14 protein-coding genes are annotated in these 16,839 nt (G+C 57.1%); 10 read left to right on the top strand and 4 right to left on the bottom strand.

Translation table 11 applies throughout. The features are described 5' to 3' along the window. Positions 1-18 precede the first annotated feature (18 nt). Positions 19-1,389 carry an MATE family efflux transporter gene (locus tag J9789_RS06695; protein WP_209343874.1) on the top strand — a complete coding sequence of 457 codons (1,371 nt, stop codon included), beginning with the start codon at positions 19-21 and terminating at the stop codon, positions 1,387-1,389. Between the two features lie 64 nt (positions 1,390-1,453). On the opposite strand, the gene J9789_RS06690 is transcribed toward J9789_RS06695, so the two are convergent. Together J9789_RS06690 and murC are read right to left on the bottom strand one after the other, a co-directional pair. Further along, positions 1,454-1,855, bottom strand: a complete 402-nt coding sequence (locus J9789_RS06690; RefSeq protein WP_087188213.1) for a hotdog fold domain-containing protein — start codon at positions 1,853-1,855, stop codon at positions 1,454-1,456. Between the two features lie 146 nt (positions 1,856-2,001). Then, entirely contained in the window at positions 2,002-3,372 is a 1,371-nt protein-coding gene (gene murC / locus J9789_RS06685) for a UDP-N-acetylmuramate--L-alanine ligase (protein WP_209343871.1), read from the bottom strand. Positions 3,373-3,479: 107 nt separating this feature from the next. Here murC and J9789_RS06680 point away from each other — a divergent pair, with 107 nt between their 5' ends. The 9 genes from J9789_RS06680 to ugpC all read left to right on the top strand — a co-directional run bounded on the left by J9789_RS06680 (position 3,480) and on the right by ugpC (position 14,614). Then, on the top strand, positions 3,480-4,478 hold the full coding sequence (locus J9789_RS06680; RefSeq protein WP_209343869.1) for a tRNA nucleotidyltransferase: 999 nt from the start codon (positions 3,480-3,482) through the stop codon (positions 4,476-4,478). 262 nt (positions 4,479-4,740) lie between these two features. Beyond that, positions 4,741-4,890, top strand: a complete 150-nt coding sequence (locus tag J9789_RS17010; protein WP_245185136.1) for a hypothetical protein — start codon at positions 4,741-4,743, stop codon at positions 4,888-4,890. A 570-nt stretch (positions 4,891-5,460) separates the two neighbouring features. Beyond that, a complete protein-coding gene (locus tag J9789_RS06670; protein WP_209343867.1) occupies positions 5,461-6,810 on the top strand; it encodes an ABC transporter substrate-binding protein in 1,350 nt (449 codons plus the stop codon). 95 nt (positions 6,811-6,905) lie between these two features. After that, positions 6,906-7,748, top strand: coding sequence for a sugar ABC transporter permease (locus J9789_RS06665; RefSeq protein ID WP_209343865.1), 843 nt, complete (start codon positions 6,906-6,908; stop codon positions 7,746-7,748). Then, positions 7,748-8,584 carry a carbohydrate ABC transporter permease gene (locus tag J9789_RS06660; protein ID WP_209343863.1) on the top strand — a complete coding sequence of 279 codons (837 nt, stop codon included), beginning with the start codon at positions 7,748-7,750 and terminating at the stop codon, positions 8,582-8,584. The genes J9789_RS06665 and J9789_RS06660 overlap by 1 nt, the downstream gene beginning before the upstream one ends. 36 nt (positions 8,585-8,620) lie before the next feature. Next, a complete protein-coding gene (locus J9789_RS06655) occupies positions 8,621-9,634 on the top strand; it encodes a LacI family DNA-binding transcriptional regulator (protein WP_209343861.1) in 1,014 nt (337 codons plus the stop codon). A 29-nt stretch (positions 9,635-9,663) separates the two neighbouring features. Further along, positions 9,664-11,172 carry a 4-alpha-glucanotransferase gene (gene malQ, locus J9789_RS06650; RefSeq protein ID WP_209344617.1) on the top strand — a complete coding sequence of 503 codons (1,509 nt, stop codon included), beginning with the start codon at positions 9,664-9,666 and terminating at the stop codon, positions 11,170-11,172. Then, entirely contained in the window at positions 11,169-13,427 is a 2,259-nt protein-coding gene (locus tag J9789_RS06645; protein ID WP_209343860.1) for a glycogen/starch/alpha-glucan phosphorylase, read from the top strand. Before malQ ends, J9789_RS06645 begins: the two co-directional genes overlap by 4 nt. 26 nt (positions 13,428-13,453) lie before the next feature. Then, positions 13,454-14,614, top strand: coding sequence for a sn-glycerol-3-phosphate ABC transporter ATP-binding protein UgpC (gene ugpC / locus J9789_RS06640; protein WP_209343858.1), 1,161 nt, complete (start codon positions 13,454-13,456; stop codon positions 14,612-14,614). A 71-nt stretch (positions 14,615-14,685) separates the two neighbouring features. On the opposite strand, the gene J9789_RS06635 is transcribed toward ugpC, so the two are convergent. After that, positions 14,686-15,651, bottom strand: coding sequence for a sigma factor (locus tag J9789_RS06635; protein WP_209343856.1), 966 nt, complete (start codon positions 15,649-15,651; stop codon positions 14,686-14,688). Next, positions 15,648-16,772, bottom strand: a complete 1,125-nt coding sequence (locus J9789_RS06630; protein WP_209343854.1) for a DUF6076 domain-containing protein — start codon at positions 16,770-16,772, stop codon at positions 15,648-15,650. Before J9789_RS06630 ends, J9789_RS06635 begins: the two co-directional genes overlap by 4 nt. Positions 16,773-16,839 lie beyond the last annotated feature (67 nt).

Here is a 16,839-nt window from a genome sequence, read left to right as displayed (position 1 = left end):
GCCTGGAGGAGGAGAGACATGAAACGGACCAACGATTTGGGGAATGATCCGGTTTTTCGCCTGGTATGCAAGCTGGCCATTCCCACCATGCTGGCCCAGCTGGTCAGCGTATTGTACAGCATCGTCGACCGCATTTACATCGGAAATATCCCGGAGATCGGGGATCTGGCTCTGGCAGGCGTGGGCGTGTGCGGCCCCATTGTCACCCTGCTCAGCTCCTTTGCTTCCCTGGTAGGCCTGGGCGGTTCGCCCATTCTGGCCATGCGTATGGGAGAGGGCAACCGGAAGGAGGCCAGCCGGGTCCTGTCCAACAGCTTTTTCATGCTGCTGGTGCTGTCGGTGGGGCTGACGGGGCTGTTCCTGCTGCTGAAGGGGCATTTGCTCCAGTGGTTCGGCGCCAGCCCGGCCACCTTCGGCTACGCCGATACCTATTTGACCATCTACACCGCCGGTACCTTCTTTGCCCTGATGGCCACCGGTATGAACAGCTTTTTGATTGCCCAGGGCTTTTCCGGATTGGGCATGGCCACCGTTATGCTGGGCGCGGTGCTCAACATTGTACTGGACCCCATCTTTATCTTTGTCCTGGAGCTGGACGTGGCCGGAGCCGCTCTGGCCACGGTGATCTCCCAGATGGCCTCCTGTGCCTTTGTGCTCTGCTCGCTGCTGCGCAAAAAGATGCCGGTGCGCCTGAAGTGGGGCGGCTTTGACAAGCGCATCATGATGCGCATTGTGGCCTTCGGCCTGTCGCCCTTCCTGATCATCGCCACCGACAGTGTGCTGCTCATCGTGCTCAACACCGTGCTCCAGCGCTACGGCGGCCCGGAGCTGGGCGACACCCTGGTGACCTGCGCCACCATTGTACAGAGCTATCTGCTGCTCATCACCATGCCCATGGGCGGCCTGACCTTGGGCACCCAGCCGGTGATCAGCTTCAACTACGGCGCCGGCAACGCCGCCCGCATCAAGCGGGCCATGAAGTCCATTGTGGGGCTGTGCCTCACCTTCTGCGGCCTGATGACGGTGTTTACCTACACCCTGTCGCCGGTGTTTGTGGGGCTGTTCACCCAGAATCCGGAGCTCATTGACCGGTCGGTGCGGTATATCAAGGTCTTTACCGCCATGATTCTGCCCCTGGCCATCCAGTACCCCCTGGTGGATGAGACCACTGCCCTGGGCCATGTGCGGCTGGCCCTGTTCTGTTCCCTGTTCCGCAAAACCGTTTTTCTGGCCTGTCTGCTGCTGCTGCCCGCCCTGGTGTCGGCGGAAGCCACCTTCCTGTCCGAGCCCATTGCCGACGCGGTAGCGGCCACCGTTACCACCATCCTGTTCCTCCGATTCTTCCCACGGATTCTGGCGGAGCGGAGCGGGACGCCCGCGGCCCAATAAAGAAAAAGAAAGTCCGCCGTGAAGCAACGCTTCACGGCGGACTTTTTTTGCCTTGAGAAAGGAATCAATGCTCCTTGCGCTGGCACTTCTTGGGGGTCACGCAGGTGCCCTCAGCGATGGCCACCACGATGGGCTCATCCAGGAAATCGGCAGCGGAGTCGCTGATGTCGGGGCGGGGCACCGCCACCTTGCGGGCCTCGAACTTCATCTTGCGGGAGGTGTTGCCGATGTGAGTGATCTCACCATACGCCTCGATAAAATCGCCGGCGTAAACAGGCGCCTTGAACTCAATGTTGTTGTAGGCGCAGAACAGGCCCTCGTCGCCGTCACACTGGATCAGCAGCTCGGTGGCCACGTCGCCAAACAGATGTACCATATGGGCGCCATCCACCAGGTTTCCGCCGTAGTGAGCGTCCTTGGCGGACATCCGCAGGCGGATCATCGAGGTGTACTTCTTCTCTTCCATGTCGATTCCACTCCTTGTTCATATTTGTGAAAAGAGGACAAAAGGGACAGGATACTATAGACATTGTACGTCGATTTAACAGCCTTGTCAACAGCGGAAATTTGTGGTATAACTTTCTCTTTCGCTTTAGCGAGAGAAAGAGAGCGTTACTTCCGAAGCAGAGCCTCGCCGGCGGTATAGATGTTGCCTGCGCCAACGGTGAGGATCAGATCGCCGGGCTGGGCCAGCTCCTTCAGTCTGGCGGTCACATCCTCCAGGGTGGGGCAGTAGATGCTGCCGGGGATCTGGTCGGCCAGATTCTGCGAGGAGATGCCCAGATTATCGGTCTCACGGGCGGCGTAGATCTCGGCCAGCAGGGTGATGTCGGGCTGGCGGAGGACCTTGACGAAGTCGTCGAACAGGGCCTTGGTGCGGGTATAGGTGTGGGGCTGGAAGGCGCAGATGATCCGCTCATAGCCCAGAGTGCGGGCGGCGGACAGCAGGGCCTGGAGCTCGCCGGGATGGTGGGCGTAGTCGTCAAAGACCTCGGCGCCGTTGTAGGTGCCCTTGTGCTCGAAGCGGCGGCCGGCGCCCCGGAAGGCATTGAGGCCCTCGCTCACTGCCTTGGGGGAGACCGCCAGGGAGATGGCGGCAGCGGCGGCAGCCAGAGCGTTTTTCACATTGTGCTCGCCGGGGACCCGCAGGCCCACCCGGGTGAAGACCTCGCCCCGGTAGATGATATCGAAGGTGGGCAGACCCCGGTTCCAGGTCAGGTTGGCGGCGTGGACGTCGCCCTCCTCCAGACCGAAGGTGAGGACCGGCCGGGTCTCTCCCTCCAGGGTGTGCATGGTGTTGGCGTCGTCAGCGTTGGCCACGATCACGCCGTTTTCCGGCACCCGGTCGGCGAAGGCACGGAAGGAATGCTCCACGTCGTCCAGGTCCTTGAAGAAGTCCAGGTGGTCGGCCTCAATGTTGAGGATGACGGCCACCGTGGGGAAGAAGGAGAGGAAGGAGTTGCAGTACTCGCAGCTCTCCAGAATGATGGTGTCCCCGTGGCCCACCCGGTAGCCGGAGCCCAGCAGGGGCAGGGTGCCGCCGATCATAACGGTGGGGTCCATCTGGGCCGCCATGATGATGTGGGTGCACATGGAGGTAGTCGTGGTCTTGCCGTGGGTGCCCGAGATGCACAGGGCGTTTTTATAGCCCCGCATGATGGAGCCCCAGGCCTGGGCGCGCTCAAAAACGGGGATGCCCTGGGCGTGAGCCTGGGCGATCTCAGGGTTATCGTCGTGGACGGCGGCGGTGCGGATGATCAGGTCGGCGCCCTGGACGTTCTCGGCCCGGTGGCCGATGGCCACGGGGATACCCAGGGAGCGGAGATGCTCCACGGTGGCGCTGTCGTTCATATCGGAGCCGGTGATGGTGACCCCCATCTTGTGGAGTACTTCAGCCAGGGGCGACATGGAGACGCCGCCGATGCCCACCAGATGGGCGGTATGGCCGGGAGTCAGATAGTCGTGAATATTGGGATTGCTCATGGGTTTACACACCCTTTTCTACAGATTATAATGATAAAAGGTCAACACTATATTATAATCCATTATAGGTAAATGGCAAGCCAAACATACCGGAGGAGGTGGAGAAAATGGGGAAATGGCCCATACCGGCGGGGGTAGCCCGCTGTCTGGTGGTTCTGCGTCAGGCGGGACAGGCCGCCCATCCGGTGGGAGGTTGTGTCCGGGACCTACTGCTGGGGCGGACGCCGGGGGATTATGACGTGTGTACCTCCGCCCGGCCGGAGCAGGTCATGGCCCTGTTTGAGCGCGCCATCCCCACCGGGATCCAGCATGGAATGGTTACCGTCCTGACCGAGGACGGGCCGGTGGAGGTGACCACCTTCCGCCGGGAGGGGGGCTATGCCGACGGCCGGCACCCCGACGCGGTGACCTTTGACGTGGGGCTGAGCGAGGACCTGGCCCGCCGGGATTTTACCATCAATGCCATGGCGCTTGGGGCGGACGGGGCAGTTATCGATCGTTTCGGCGGGCAGGAGGACCTGAAGGCCGGGCTGATCCGGTGCGTGGGGGAACCTGACCGGCGCTTTGCCGAGGACGCCCTGCGGATGCTGCGGGCGGTACGGTTTGCCGCCCAGCTGGGTTTTGCCATCGAGTCGGAGACCGAGCAGGCCATCCGGCGAAACGCCGGACGGCTGAGCCAGGTGTCCGGAGAGCGGATCAAGGCGGAGCTGGAGAAGACCCTGCTGTCTCCCCACCCAGAGCGGGCGGGGGATCTGATCCGTTGGGGTCTGCTGACCCACCTGTGGCCGGTGACGGATTGTCCAAATCTGGACAAATTAAGGTCCGTATCTCCTGAGCCTATCCCCCGGTGGCGGGCTTTTTGTGAGGAAACGGGCTTTCCGCTGGAAAAGCTGCCGGTGGAGCGGGCCCTCCGCCGGGGGGTGCGCCATCCGGAGGAGGAAGTTTTGCACCGTCTGGCCCTGTCCGGTGGAGAACTGGCGGCCATGGGGCTGCAGGGGAGGGAGATCGGCGCCGCTCAGCGCAGACTGGCCCTCCACGTGCTGGCCCATCCAGAGGATAACCGGAGGGAGAAGCTGCTGGAATTGTTGAAAACCATACCAAAATAACAGACAAGAAAAAAGTGCGCCGTAAGGGCTACTCCTTATAAGGACATCTTGCGATGAACCCAAGAATGACCGATTGAGAGAGGCCCTGGGGTGTCACCCCAGACGAAAATGGGGAAATAGCCGCAGGCCACGAAAAGTGGCTTGCGGCTATTTTTATGTCTATGTTTCAAAGCGTCCAAACGATTAGGAACCATTCAAATATTTTAGTGGCTTTTTCAACTAACCTGTGGTATGGTGTCTTGCTATAAAGGAGGCAGGACACATGAACGACACTCTGAAACAGCTCTACAACAGATTTTACACGCCACTTCCCATGACAGAGGCTGAGCAGAAAATTGAAGATTGTCACAAGCAAGCTCATCGAGCGGTTGGAAAAGACAGAGAGAAAATTGGTGCTGCGGATCATGGATAACCAGAGTCTGATTGCGGAAGGACGCTCCATGGACAGTTTTTTCTGCAGGTTCAAATTGGCATGGGAACTGGCATACGAACTGAATCACTTTGAAACGGACAGGCATCCCTTTCCAGCGGAAGAAGCGGAGAGAGATGCCTGATTTTTATGCGGTCAGGCGTACAATGCTTTTGGGCGTATTGCAATTTCTTCATCTCTGATCTTCTCCATTTTGAGCAGCAACATTCTCTGGACTTCTGAATCGTCTTTCGGTGGCGATATAGTTCTAATGGGAAAGCCTCTTAAAAGAATTATCAATGAGCACAGGAACAAATCTAAGTGTAAAAATTTATTAAGTAATATAAAACAGAAAAGATGATTTCTGGAATATCGAAAATTACGATGCAGTATGTTTATTATAAACAAATATCGAAATTGTAATTTTAGCATTTATACAAAAAATACAGATAAATAAAAATCAGTATTGCTATTATTACACAAAAAATGTATAATAACATCGTCAAAACCGGAAACGTTTCCAGTAACGTTTCCAAGAACAGACGAAATATAAAATTTAGGAGGTCATTGGAAATGAAACGGAAGCTCTTTGCGCTCGGCCTGGCAGCAGCCCTGTCCCTGTCCCTTTTGAGCGGCTGCGGCGGAAACACTACCAATCCCGGCGGTTCTACTCCTTCCGGCAACGGCGACACGCCTTCCGGCGGCAAGGTCTATTTCATGAACTTCAAGCCCGAGTCCGATGCCCAGTGGCAGGAACTGGCGGAGATCTACACGAAGGAGACCGGTGTGGAGGTCACCGTGCTGACCGCCGCCTCCGGCAACTACGAGACTACCCTGAAGTCCGAGATGGCCAAGACCGACGCCCCCACTCTGTTCCAGGTGAACGGCCCGGTGGGTTTGGCTTCCTGGAAGGATTACTGCTATGATCTGTCCGGCTCCAAAGTGGCTGGTGAGCTGACCAGCGACGAGTTCGCTCTGATGGACGGAGACAAGATGGCCGGTATCGGCTATGTGCTGGAGACCTATGGCATCATCTACAACAAGGCTCTTCTGGATAAGGCCGGTTATTCCGCCGATGACATCAAGAGCTTTGCCGACCTGAAGAAGGTGGCTGAGGACATCACCGCCCGCAAGGACGAGCTGGGCTTCTCCGCCTTCACCTCCGCCGGTATGGATGGTTCCTCCGACTGGCGCTTCAAGACCCACCTGGCCAACCTGCCCATCTACTATGAGTACAAGGCCGACGGCATCGACAACACCGACGCCATCAAGGGCACCTATCTGGACAACTATCGCCAGATTTGGGATCTCTACATCAACAACGCCACCTGTGAGCCCAGCCTGCTGTCCACCAAGACGGGCGATGACGCTGTGGCCGAGTTTGTGACCGGTAAGGCCGTGTTCTATCAAAACGGCACCTGGGCCTATAACGACGTGGCTGAGCTGGGCGACGAGAACCTGGGTATGCTGCCCATCTACATCGGCGTGGACGGCGAGGAAAAGCAGGGCCTGTGCACCGGTACTGAGAACTATTGGTGCGTTAACGCCAAGGCCTCCGAGGCCGATATCCAGGCCACCCTGGACTTCATGTATTGGTGCGTGACTTCCGAGACCGGCACCAAGGCTATGTGCGGCGGCGAGGGCGCCATGCCTTCCGGCAACGCCGGCATGGGCTTCGTGATCCCCTTCAAGGGCAACCTGGAGTCCAGCAACCTGCTGGTAAATATCGGCAACCAGTATGTGGCTGACGGCTATGAGTCTGTGTCCTGGAACTTCTCCACCATGCCCTCCGAGGAGTGGAAGAACGGCGTGGGCTCCGCCCTCACCACCTATGCCGCCGATCAGAGTAACGCCAACTGGAACGCCGTGGTGACCGCTTTCGTGGACGGCTGGGCCTCCGAGGCTGCTGCTGTCAACGGTTAAATCAGATTTAAGAAACGCTGACCTGAGTAGCGGGCGGGCAGAGCGCCCGCCCGCTGCCTCTTTTTATTGGAACTCCGAGAAAGGAGGTTATCTCTATGGAAAAAGCCATCAAGCGATATTTCCCCATTTTTCTGCTCCCCACTCTTGCGGCTTTTATGATCGGTTTCGTTGTGCCATTTCTCATGGGAATCTGGCTGTCTTTCTGTGACTTTACTACCGTTACGGATGCCACCTTTACCGGCCTGAGCAACTATGTCAAGGCATTGGAGGATACCATCTTCCGCCACGCCTTCTGGTATACGGCACTGTTTGCGGTGGTATCCCTGGTGGTCATCAACATCATCGCCTTTTCCATTGCCCTGGCTCTTACCCAGAAGATGCGGGGTACCAACATCTTCCGTACGGTGTTCTTCATGCCCAATCTGATCGGCGGCATCGTGCTGGGCTACATCTGGCAGCTCATTTTCAACGGCATTCTGGCCGCCTACTCCACCGCCCTAAACCTCAACGAGTGGTACGGCTTTGCCGGGCTGGTGATCCTGGTATCCTGGCAGCAGATCGGCTATATGATGATCATTTACATCGCCGGACTACAATCTATTCCAGGTGATGTGATGGAGGCCGCCGCCATTGATGGAGCCACTGGTCCCCAGCGTTTGTTCAAGGTCACCATCCCTATGATGATGCCCTCCATCACCATCTGCACCTTCCTGTCCGTGGTCAACGGCTTCAAACTCTTCGACCAGAACCTGTCCCTTACCGCCGGCGAGCCCTCCAAGATGTCTGAGATGCTGGCATTGAACATCTACAACACCTTTTACGGCCGCACCGGCTGGGAGGGCGTGGGCCAGGCCAAGGCAGTCATTTTCTTTGTGCTGGTGGTCATCATCGGCCTGTTCCAGCTGAGAGCTACTCGTTCCAAGGAGGTGCAGCAGTAATGAAACGGAAAGAACATCTGAGCAAGCTGGGAACCGGACTGTTCACCTTCATCAGCATTTTCTATGTGCTGCCCATTGTGGTGGTACTGTTCAACTCCTTCAAGAAGAAGTCCTACATCAATCTGGAACCTTTTAAGCTGCCGGACAGTACCACGCTTACCGGCCTGGACAACTATACCACTGCCATCGACCAGTACGGCTTCCTGGAGGCGGTGGGCTGGACGGTGTTCATCACCGTGGGTTCCGTTCTGGTCATACTGATCTGCACCTCCATGTGCGCCTGGTTTATTACCCGGGTCCAGAACCGTTTTACAAAAGGCATCTATCTGCTGTGTGTGTTCTCTATGGTGGTGCCCTTCCAGATGGTCATGTTTACCTTGTCCCTGGTCACCGACCGGCTGGGCCTTGGCACTCCCTGGGGCCTGATCATCATCTATCTGGGCTTTGGCGCCGGGCTGGCAGTGTTCATGTTCTGCGGATTTGTCAAATCCATCCCAATCGAGATCGAAGAGGCAGCCCTCATTGACGGATGCTCCCCACTGAGGATGTTTTTTTCTGTGGTGCTGCCCATCATGAAGCCAACCTATATCTCGGTGGGCATTCTGGAGACCATGTGGATCTGGAACGACTTCCTGCTGCCCTATCTGACCCTGGACATCAAGAAGTACAAGACCATCTCCATTGTCATTCAGTATATGAAGGGCTCCTACGGCCGGGTGGATATGGGCGCAATCATGGCCGCCCTCATCATGGCCGTGATCCCTGTGGTCGTCTTCTACCTGAGCTGTCAGAAGTACATCATCAAGGGTGTTGCCGCCGGCGCCGTCAAGGGTTAAACTGATCCTATCCCATGAGGTATTGGAAGTGAGACGATGACGATCAAGGATATTGCCCGCCTGTCCGGATACAGCCTGGGCACGGTATCCCGGGTGTTGAACAACCACCCGGATGTCAGTGACAAGGCCCGGGAACGGGTCATGGCGGTGGTGCAGGAGCAGGGCTTTGAGCCAAACGCCAACGCAAAACTCCTGAAAATGCAAGCGCAGTCGGCCATTGCCGTTTTGGTGAAGGGCACGCAGAACCTGCTATTTGCAGATATTTTGGAGCGGGTGCAGGCCCTGCTGCAGGAAAGCGGCGAAGAGGTTTATGTCGCTTACCTGGATGAAGATGCCGACGAGGTACAGTATGCCGTTCAGTTGGTCAAGCTCCGCCGTCCAAAGGGATTTCTCTTTCTGGGCGGCGACCTGGAATGTTTCCGGAGCGAGTTTCAGCAGATCACGGCTCCTTGCGTTCTGCTGACCAACGATGCCAAGTCCCTGGGCTTCGGGAACCTGTCCAGCTTTACCACGGATGACACCGCGGCAGCAAGTGCTGTGATCGAGTATCTCTACCGTCACGGGCACCGAAAGATCGGAATACTGGGCGGTAATCTTGCCAGCGAGCAGATCAGTTTCAAGCGGCTTCAGGGCGCCCAGCGCAGCATGAGAGAGTTGGGGCTGCCATTTGACACCAAGACCCATCATGTCCCATGCCGTTTCTCCATGGGGGACGGCTACGATGCAGCAAGGACACTGTTGGAGCGGGAACCTGACCTGACCGCGATTTTCGCACTTGGCGATGTGATCGCCCTTGGAGCGATGCGGGCGATCTGTGATTTGGGACTGCATGTGCCCAATGACGTCTCAGTTGTCGGATATGACGGACTTGCTGCCGCCCATTTCTGTATTCCCCGGCTGACGACCATCCGGCAGGACGTGGCCCAACTGGCGACGCGCGGCGTTCAGACGCTGCTCCAGGCCATTCACTATAAAAATCCCCCGATTTACGAAACCATAGGATTTGAACTTATGGAACTTGAGAGCGTCCGCTCAGTAGAATCTCAGTAATATTCACAGCAGAAAGGCTGGTGTTTTATATGCGAAGTGCCGGTATTCTGATGCCGATCGCCGCGCTGCCCTCACCGTGGGGCATAGGGACACTTGGTATGTCCGCCAGATCGTTTTTGGATTTTTTGGTGGAGAGCGGCCAGACCTACTGGCAGTTGCTGCCCATTGGCCCCACCGGCTACGGCGACTCCCCATACCAGCCTTTCTCCTCCTATGCTGGGAACCCTTATTTTATTGATTTTGATGATTTGGCCAAGATGGGACTGCTGCTGCCTGAGGAATATCAGAACTTGGACTGGAGTGAGGACCCCGCTTGTGTGGACTATGGGCTGCTCTATCAAAGCAGGTTTCAGGTCCTTGAAAGAGCAGTGGCTCGCCTCTGGGCCAGGGAGGAAAAAAGCGTACAGTCTTTTTGTGAAAAAGAAAAGGATTGGCTGGATGACTACGCTCTCTTTATGTCCCTGAAGGATCATTTTAACGGAAAACCGTGGCAGGATTGGCCCGACGACCTGCGCCGCCGACAAACAAAAGCATTGGAACGGACCCGTAATCAACTGGAGCACGACATTCAGTTCTGGAAGGGGGTCCAGTTCCTGTTCTTTGAGCAGTGGGATCGTCTGAAACGCCTGGCGGTGGAAAAGGGTGTCTCTATCATTGGGGATCTCCCCATCTATGTGGCGGAGGACAGCGCCGATGTGTGGGCCCATCCGGAGCAGTTCCAGATGGACGACGATCTGCATCCCATCCGGGTGGCAGGCTGTCCGCCGGATGGCTTTTCTGCGGATGGGCAGTTGTGGGGCAATCCGCTCTTTCACTGGGAGCGGATGCGAACGGACGGCTATCGCTGGTGGATGCGCCGCATTTCATTCCAGTTCCGGTTTTATGATGTACTTCGCATCGACCACTTCCGGGGCTTTGACGCCTATTACGCCATTTCCGCTTCGGCAGAAAATGCCAAGGACGGAACATGGGAACCCGGCCCCGGCCTGGCCTTTTTCCGGGCAATGGAACAGGCGGTGGGACGGCGTTCCATTATCGCGGAGGACCTGGGCTTTCTTACCCCTTCTGTTCAGCAGCTCCTGGCAGACACCGGCTATCCCGGCATGAAGGTATTGGAATTCGCCTTCGACAGCCGGGACGGTGGGGGGCGGGTGTATCAGCCCCACAATTACCCCACCAACTGCGTGGCATATGTGGGTACCCACGATAACGATACTGCACTGGGCTGGCTCAGTACCGCCGCCCCGGAAGATGTCGCTTTGGCGCGGGAGTATCTGCACCTGGACGCTGCTGAAGGCGAAAACTGGGGCATGATGCGGGCCATTTGGAGCAGCACTGCTGACTGCGCCATCGTTCAGATGCAGGATCTGCTGGGCCTGGGGACAGAGGGGCGGATGAATACCCCCTCCACGCTGGGAGGAAACTGGAAGTGGCGGGCCTTGCCCGACTTTGACAGCCCGGCTCTGGCAAAGCGGCTGCGGCGGCAGATGGAACTCTATGAACGGCTGCCTCAGGGCAGGAAGGGAGAACAGGTATGAGCATTCAGCCTTATTTGGAGACATTTCTGTCGCACCGCGGCATTGATTTGGATACCAGTTCTGATCAGGAATTGATGTATGCCTTGACCGCCGCGGTACGGGAACTGCAACAGCCCATGTCCCACGCTCAGGGGAAGCGCAAACTGTATTACTTCTCCGCAGAATTTTTGGTAGGGCGGTTGCTCCGGGCCAATTTGATCAACCTAGGGCTGTTGGAAGAAGTGGAGGCTTTTCTGGCCGCCCACGGCCGCTCCCTGGCTCAGATCGAAGATCAGGAGCCGGAACCCTCCCTGGGGAACGGCGGCCTGGGCCGGCTGGCCGCCTGCTTCCTGGATTCTATCGCCTCCCTGGGCCTCAATGGGGACGGCGTGGGTCTTAACTACCACTACGGCCTGTTCCGCCAGCGGCTGGACACCGGGCGGCAGACGGAGGAGCCGGACCCCTGGATTGCCCCGGAGTCCTGGCTGCTGGATACGGGATTCTCTTACCAGGTGGACTTCGGCGGTTTCTCCCTGAGGGCCAAACAGTACGACCTGGAGATCCCCGGCTATGAGAACGACAAATGCAACCGGCTGCATCTTTTTGATGTGGAGCGGCCGGCAGATGCTCCCACGGACGGTATCCGATTTGATAAAACAGACATCGCCGGTCACCTGACCTTCTTCTTATATCCTGATGACAGTGACGAGGCCGGCCGTCTGCTGCGGCTCTATCAGCAGTATTTCATGGTCTCGGCCGGCGCTCAACTGATTCTGCGGGAATTGGAGGAGCAGGGCCATTCTCTACTGGAACTGGACAAATATGCCGTGGTCCACATCAACGACACCCATCCTTCCATGGTGATCCCCGAGCTGCTCCGGTTGCTGACTGGACGGGGCGTGGAGTTGGAGCAGGCCATGGACCTGGTGGAGCGTACCTGTGCCTACACCAACCATACCATTCTGGCAGAAGCACTGGAAAAGTGGCCCGCCGCCTACTTGGAACGGGTGGCGCCCCAGCTGCTTCCGTTTATTCGCGCGCTGGATCAGCGGGCGCGGCAGCGCTGTGACGACCCGAACACGGCTATCTGGGATGAACATGATGTGATCCATATGGCCCATATGGACATCCACAGCAGCGCAAAGGTCAACGGTGTGGCGGAGCTGCACACGGAGATCCTGAAGAACACCGAGCTGCACCCCTTTTATGTGCTGTATCCAGAGAAGTTCAACAACAAGACCAACGGCATTACCTTCCGCCGGTGGCTGATGGGCTGCAACCCCGCTTTGACCGACCTGATCACGCAGACCATTGGCTCTGATTGGAAACGGGATGCCGGGCAGTTGGAAAGACTGCTGGACCATAAGGATGACAGCGCATTCCTGGAAAAGCTGCTGGATGTCAAAGCGGAAAACAAGTCCGTGCTGGCCCAGTGGCTGGAGGAACGGGGGACGACCATCAATCCCAACAGCGTATTGGACATCCAGATCAAGCGGCTGCACCAGTATAAGCGTCAGCAGATGAATGCTCTGTACGCCGTTTGGAAGTATTTTCAAATCAAGGAGGGGCACATCCCGCCCCGGCCAGTGACCATGGTATTCGGCGCCAAGGCGGCCCCGGCCTATACCCTGGCCAAGGACACCATCCATCTGCTCCTGTGTCTGAGCAAACTGATCGAACGGGACCCGCAGGTCTTCCCTTGGCTGAAGCTGGTGATGGTGGAGAACTACAATGTCTCCGCCGCCGAGCGGCTGGTCCCTGCCTGCGACATCTCCGAGCAGATCTCCCTGGCTTCCAAAGAAGCCAGCGGCACCGGAAACATGAAGCTGATGGCCAACGGCGCCGTCACCTTGGGCACTCTGGACGGGGCAAATGTGGAGATTGCTCGGCTGGTGGGGGAGGAAAACATCTATTTGTTCGGCCGCTCGGCCGACGAGGTCATTTCCCTCTACCAAAACGGCGCCTATCACAGCAGTGATTACTGGCAGAAGCCGGAACTGGAGCGGCTTGTGGACTTCATTCTCAGTCCGGAACTGCTGGCCCTCGGCGATGCCGGGAGCCTGAGCCGACTCTATAAGGATTTCATCGCCAAGGACTACTTTATGGCGCTGCTGGATCTGGAGGACTACATCGCGGTGAAGGAGCGGTGCCTGGCTGACTATGAGGACCGGGCTGCCTGGAGCCGCAGGATGCTGGTCAACATTGCCCGCTCCGGCTTCTTCTCCTCCGACCGCACCATCACGGAATATAACCGGGACATCTGGCATTTGAAATAGTGCCGTGACAGAAAGGTGTGATTATTATGTCTGAAGTCAGTTTACAGCATATTGAAAAAGTATATCCGCACAGCGGCAAAAAGAAGAGCAATCTCAAGGTGACGGACGAAGGCGTCCTGGCGGTGCAGGACTTCAATCTGGACATCCGTGACCGGGAATTCATCGTTCTGGTCGGCCCCTCCGGCTGCGGAAAATCCACCACCCTGCGGATGGTGGCCGGCCTGGAGGAGATCACCCGGGGTGAGCTCTATATCGACGGGAAGCTGGTCAACGATGTGGAGCCCAAGGACCGGGACATTGCCATGGTGTTCCAAAGTTACGCCCTCTATCCCCACATGACGGTGCGGGGGAATATGGAGTTCCCCCTGAAGCTCCGCAAGATGCCGAAAGATGAGATTGAGCGCCGGGTGAACCAGGCGGCGGAGATACTGGGAATCACGGAATATCTGGATCGCAAGCCCAAGGCGCTGTCCGGCGGCCAGCGGCAGCGCGTGGCCATTGGCCGTGCCATTGTCCGGGAACCCAAGGTGCTTTTGATGGACGAACCGCTGTCCAACCTGGATGCCAAGCTGCGCAACCAGATGCGCGCCGAGATCATCAAACTGCGTCAGCGCATCAACACCACCTTTATCTATGTCACCCATGACCAGACCGAGGCCATGACCCTGGGCGACCGCATCGTTATCATGAAAGACGGTGTGATCCAGCAGATCGGAACGCCCCAGGAGGTCTTTGACCACCCGGCCAACCTCTTTGTGGCGGGCTTCATCGGGGTCCCCCAGATGAACTTCTACGATGCGGAGTTGGTGCTTGACAAAGACGGTACATATGCCGTTATGATGAATGGCATTCGTGTGGTTCCGACCGACGAAAAGCAGGAACGGCTGCGCAAAGCGGGTGTGGGGCCCCAGGCGATCATCCTCGGTGTCCGGCCTGAGCATATCATGCTGCTGGAGCATGGCGAACCAGGGCTGCAGGGCAAGGTGGAGGTCACAGAGATGATGGGCAGCGCCGTTCATCTCCATGTGGACGCCTATGGCCGGGACAGCATTATTATTGCCCAGACCTCCGGTATGGAGGGGGTCAGACATGTCCCTATGGAAAGCGGCACTCCCATTTCGTTTACCTTTGGCGGCAATGTGGTACACCTGTTTTCCAAGGGAGACGATCACAACCTGGAATTTTAGTTGCACGGATACAAAAATACGGGGCAAGTGACAGTGGAAACGTTGTCACTTGCCCCATACTATATTTTAGACTACCCTTTTTGGTCCTCCACACTTGCTGTGTGCAGAATATGATACACATGACGCAAAGCCGCTGTCTTACGCAAAAATCCCCGAATCAACTCCTGTTCATCCAGCCATGTGGACTGGGGTGAACTGTATCCTGTCTCTGTGCTGGCCTCCCGGCGTGCGGCTTGAATCGCTTTCTGGATGGAGAGCCAATGACCGTAAACGCCGCCGTTTCGTTGCTTTCTCAGCTTCCGGATGGCGCTCTTATACGCCTTCTCCGCTCCGCTGGGGCCGTTGTAGTTGAGACGGATGGCCAGTTCCTGAAAGGTCATGCCCTGCTCATTGGGCTGGCCAATCCCCAGATAACAGCGCACCAAGTTCAACTCTCTGGGCTTGAGTACCTCCTCCATGAGCTGGAGAAGCAGCGTCCGGCGCATAAAACGGTCATAGGCCTTGGCGGGATCACCGCCAAAACTAATATCAAAGACACGCTCACCCAGGGACTCAATCTGGAACACGGTGCGGTATTCCTCCAGCAGACGCTTGGCTACTTTGGCGGAGACTTCCAACTTGGCTTGAATGGCGGTCAGAAGATTTGCTTCGGTGTCCTGCTCGTGTGCGGCATAGAGGAACGCCACCTGGCGCAGCTGGTAGTAGCGATCCAGCGGGAGGGACAGAGAAAAAGAACTTTGGGCGGCACAGTCCTTCATGGCCGTTTCAATGGCGGGCGTGGCGTAGGTCAGCAGCCTGGTTCCCATGGACACATCGAACCGCTGTGCCGCGTCCAGCAGTGCCAGCGCACCCTCTTGCTTCAAATCGTCCACCAGAAAATCTTGAGAAAATTGTTCGCAGTAGCTTGCGGCCAGCATGGTCAGGTATCCCTCGTTCTGGGAAAGCAGACACGAAGCGGCCTCTGGATCACCGTCCTGTATGCGCTGGGCAAGTTGCTCGTTGCTGGGACAGGGTGTGTCACAGAGGTACATACTCATGGCTTGTCCTCCTGGGCAAGGCGTGCTCTCGCCTGAGCATAAAGCGTCTCCTGCTCCATGTCGTGGGCGTAGTCTCCAGCAGCGTAGTCGTTGTCCATAAGTGCCCGGTCCCGATAGGTCTCCGCGAGATACAGCGCTTCCCGCCGCAACTCGTCGGAGATTTTTCCTCTCTGATGATGCTTGCGGATGGTGTTGGTGCGGGTATTGAACAGGCGGTAGACGGGATGCTGCTTGTTCTGCTCCTTCTGGTGCATCATGGCACCGTACTGTCGGCAGGTCAGGCGGCTGTCCTGGGGGGCCACGCCGCTGCAGTATTTTGGTTTATGTCCGCTGCGGGTAAGAAAATACCGCTCACAGTTCTGACACACGCAGGGAGCGTGGCCATGATGCAGCCCGTTCATCAGGTCGAAGCAGTAAAACGACATGATCCTGTGAAAACGGACGCGCTGGACAAACACCATCTTTTCTTTCTGGGTAGGGTTCCTTGCAAAGATATATGTGGACTCCATGACTGGGGACACCGTAAATTTTTCAATATCCGGCAAGGGGAGGGCGTCCATCACATGCCAGAAATCGTCGCTGGTAAAACAGTCGTGGGCGGCAATGGCAAAGAAGGTCTCGTTCCGCTCCTTGAGCCGGTAGAGGTATCCCCGCTCAAAGTAGTCCGCCGCTAAAACAAAATGATAAATCCCCAGGGGGATGGCAAACGCGGCGGCCAGGTAGTGCAAGAAAAAATCCCGATACGGGGCCTCGGTCGACATCAGGGCATCCACCATGCTCTCGCGGCAATATTGGTCCAGCACCTCCAGTTCTCCAGACTTGTCCAGGAAGCAGAAGGGCGGGTATGTCCACAGCACATCCAGCAGGGCGGAGACATCCGAGCGCACCTGTGGGAGCAGACGGGCAAAGGTGTCCCGATCTGCGTCCAGGAGTGCTTCCGCCTCTTTGCTGATGGCACCGCCGTAATGGATCAGAGCCTGAAGGGTTGCCTGATCCTGATTCATGATATTGGCCGCAAAATATCCGGCGGGATAGGCTTGCTCGTTCAGAAAAACTAAATCCTGCCACACGTCCAGTGTGAGGTACAGCAGGTTGTTGTTCTGCTTGATCCCCAGCGGCATGTGTCCCCCTCCTGTCCTATATCCATTTTGGCCCTGTCTTGTGATATTCTCATTTTATCAAAACTCC

It is taken from the genome of Flavonifractor sp. AGMB03687 (assembly GCF_017811815.1).
Classification (GTDB): Bacteria; Bacillota; Clostridia; order Oscillospirales; family Oscillospiraceae; genus Flavonifractor.
This window is presented reverse-complemented; position numbering and strand designations above follow the sequence as displayed.

What these genes read in the sequence shown, in the direction of transcription:
- J9789_RS06660 (WP_209343863.1), top strand. Translation starts at nt 7,748, where the DNA reads ATGAAACGGAAAGAACATCTGAGCAAGCTGGGAACCGGACTGTTCACC.
- ugpC (WP_209343858.1), top strand. Translation starts at nt 13,454, where the DNA reads ATGTCTGAAGTCAGTTTACAGCATATTGAAAAAGTATATCCGCACAGC.
- J9789_RS06665 (WP_209343865.1), top strand. Translation starts at nt 6,906, where the DNA reads ATGGAAAAAGCCATCAAGCGATATTTCCCCATTTTTCTGCTCCCCACT.
- murC (WP_209343871.1), bottom strand. Translation starts at nt 3,372, where the DNA reads ATGAGCAATCCCAATATTCACGACTATCTGACTCCCGGCCATACCGCC.
- J9789_RS06645 (WP_209343860.1), top strand. Translation starts at nt 11,169, where the DNA reads ATGAGCATTCAGCCTTATTTGGAGACATTTCTGTCGCACCGCGGCATT.
- J9789_RS06635 (WP_209343856.1), bottom strand. Translation starts at nt 15,651, where the DNA reads ATGAGTATGTACCTCTGTGACACACCCTGTCCCAGCAACGAGCAACTT.
- J9789_RS06655 (WP_209343861.1), top strand. Translation starts at nt 8,621, where the DNA reads ATGACGATCAAGGATATTGCCCGCCTGTCCGGATACAGCCTGGGCACG.
- J9789_RS06690 (WP_087188213.1), bottom strand. Translation starts at nt 1,855, where the DNA reads ATGGAAGAGAAGAAGTACACCTCGATGATCCGCCTGCGGATGTCCGCC.
- J9789_RS06630 (WP_209343854.1), bottom strand. Translation starts at nt 16,772, where the DNA reads ATGCCGCTGGGGATCAAGCAGAACAACAACCTGCTGTACCTCACACTG.
- J9789_RS06680 (WP_209343869.1), top strand. Translation starts at nt 3,480, where the DNA reads ATGGGGAAATGGCCCATACCGGCGGGGGTAGCCCGCTGTCTGGTGGTT.
- J9789_RS06695 (WP_209343874.1), top strand. Translation starts at nt 19, where the DNA reads ATGAAACGGACCAACGATTTGGGGAATGATCCGGTTTTTCGCCTGGTA.
- malQ (WP_209344617.1), top strand. Translation starts at nt 9,664, where the DNA reads ATGCGAAGTGCCGGTATTCTGATGCCGATCGCCGCGCTGCCCTCACCG.
- J9789_RS06670 (WP_209343867.1), top strand. Translation starts at nt 5,461, where the DNA reads ATGAAACGGAAGCTCTTTGCGCTCGGCCTGGCAGCAGCCCTGTCCCTG.
- J9789_RS17010 (WP_245185136.1), top strand. Translation starts at nt 4,741, where the DNA reads ATGAACGACACTCTGAAACAGCTCTACAACAGATTTTACACGCCACTT.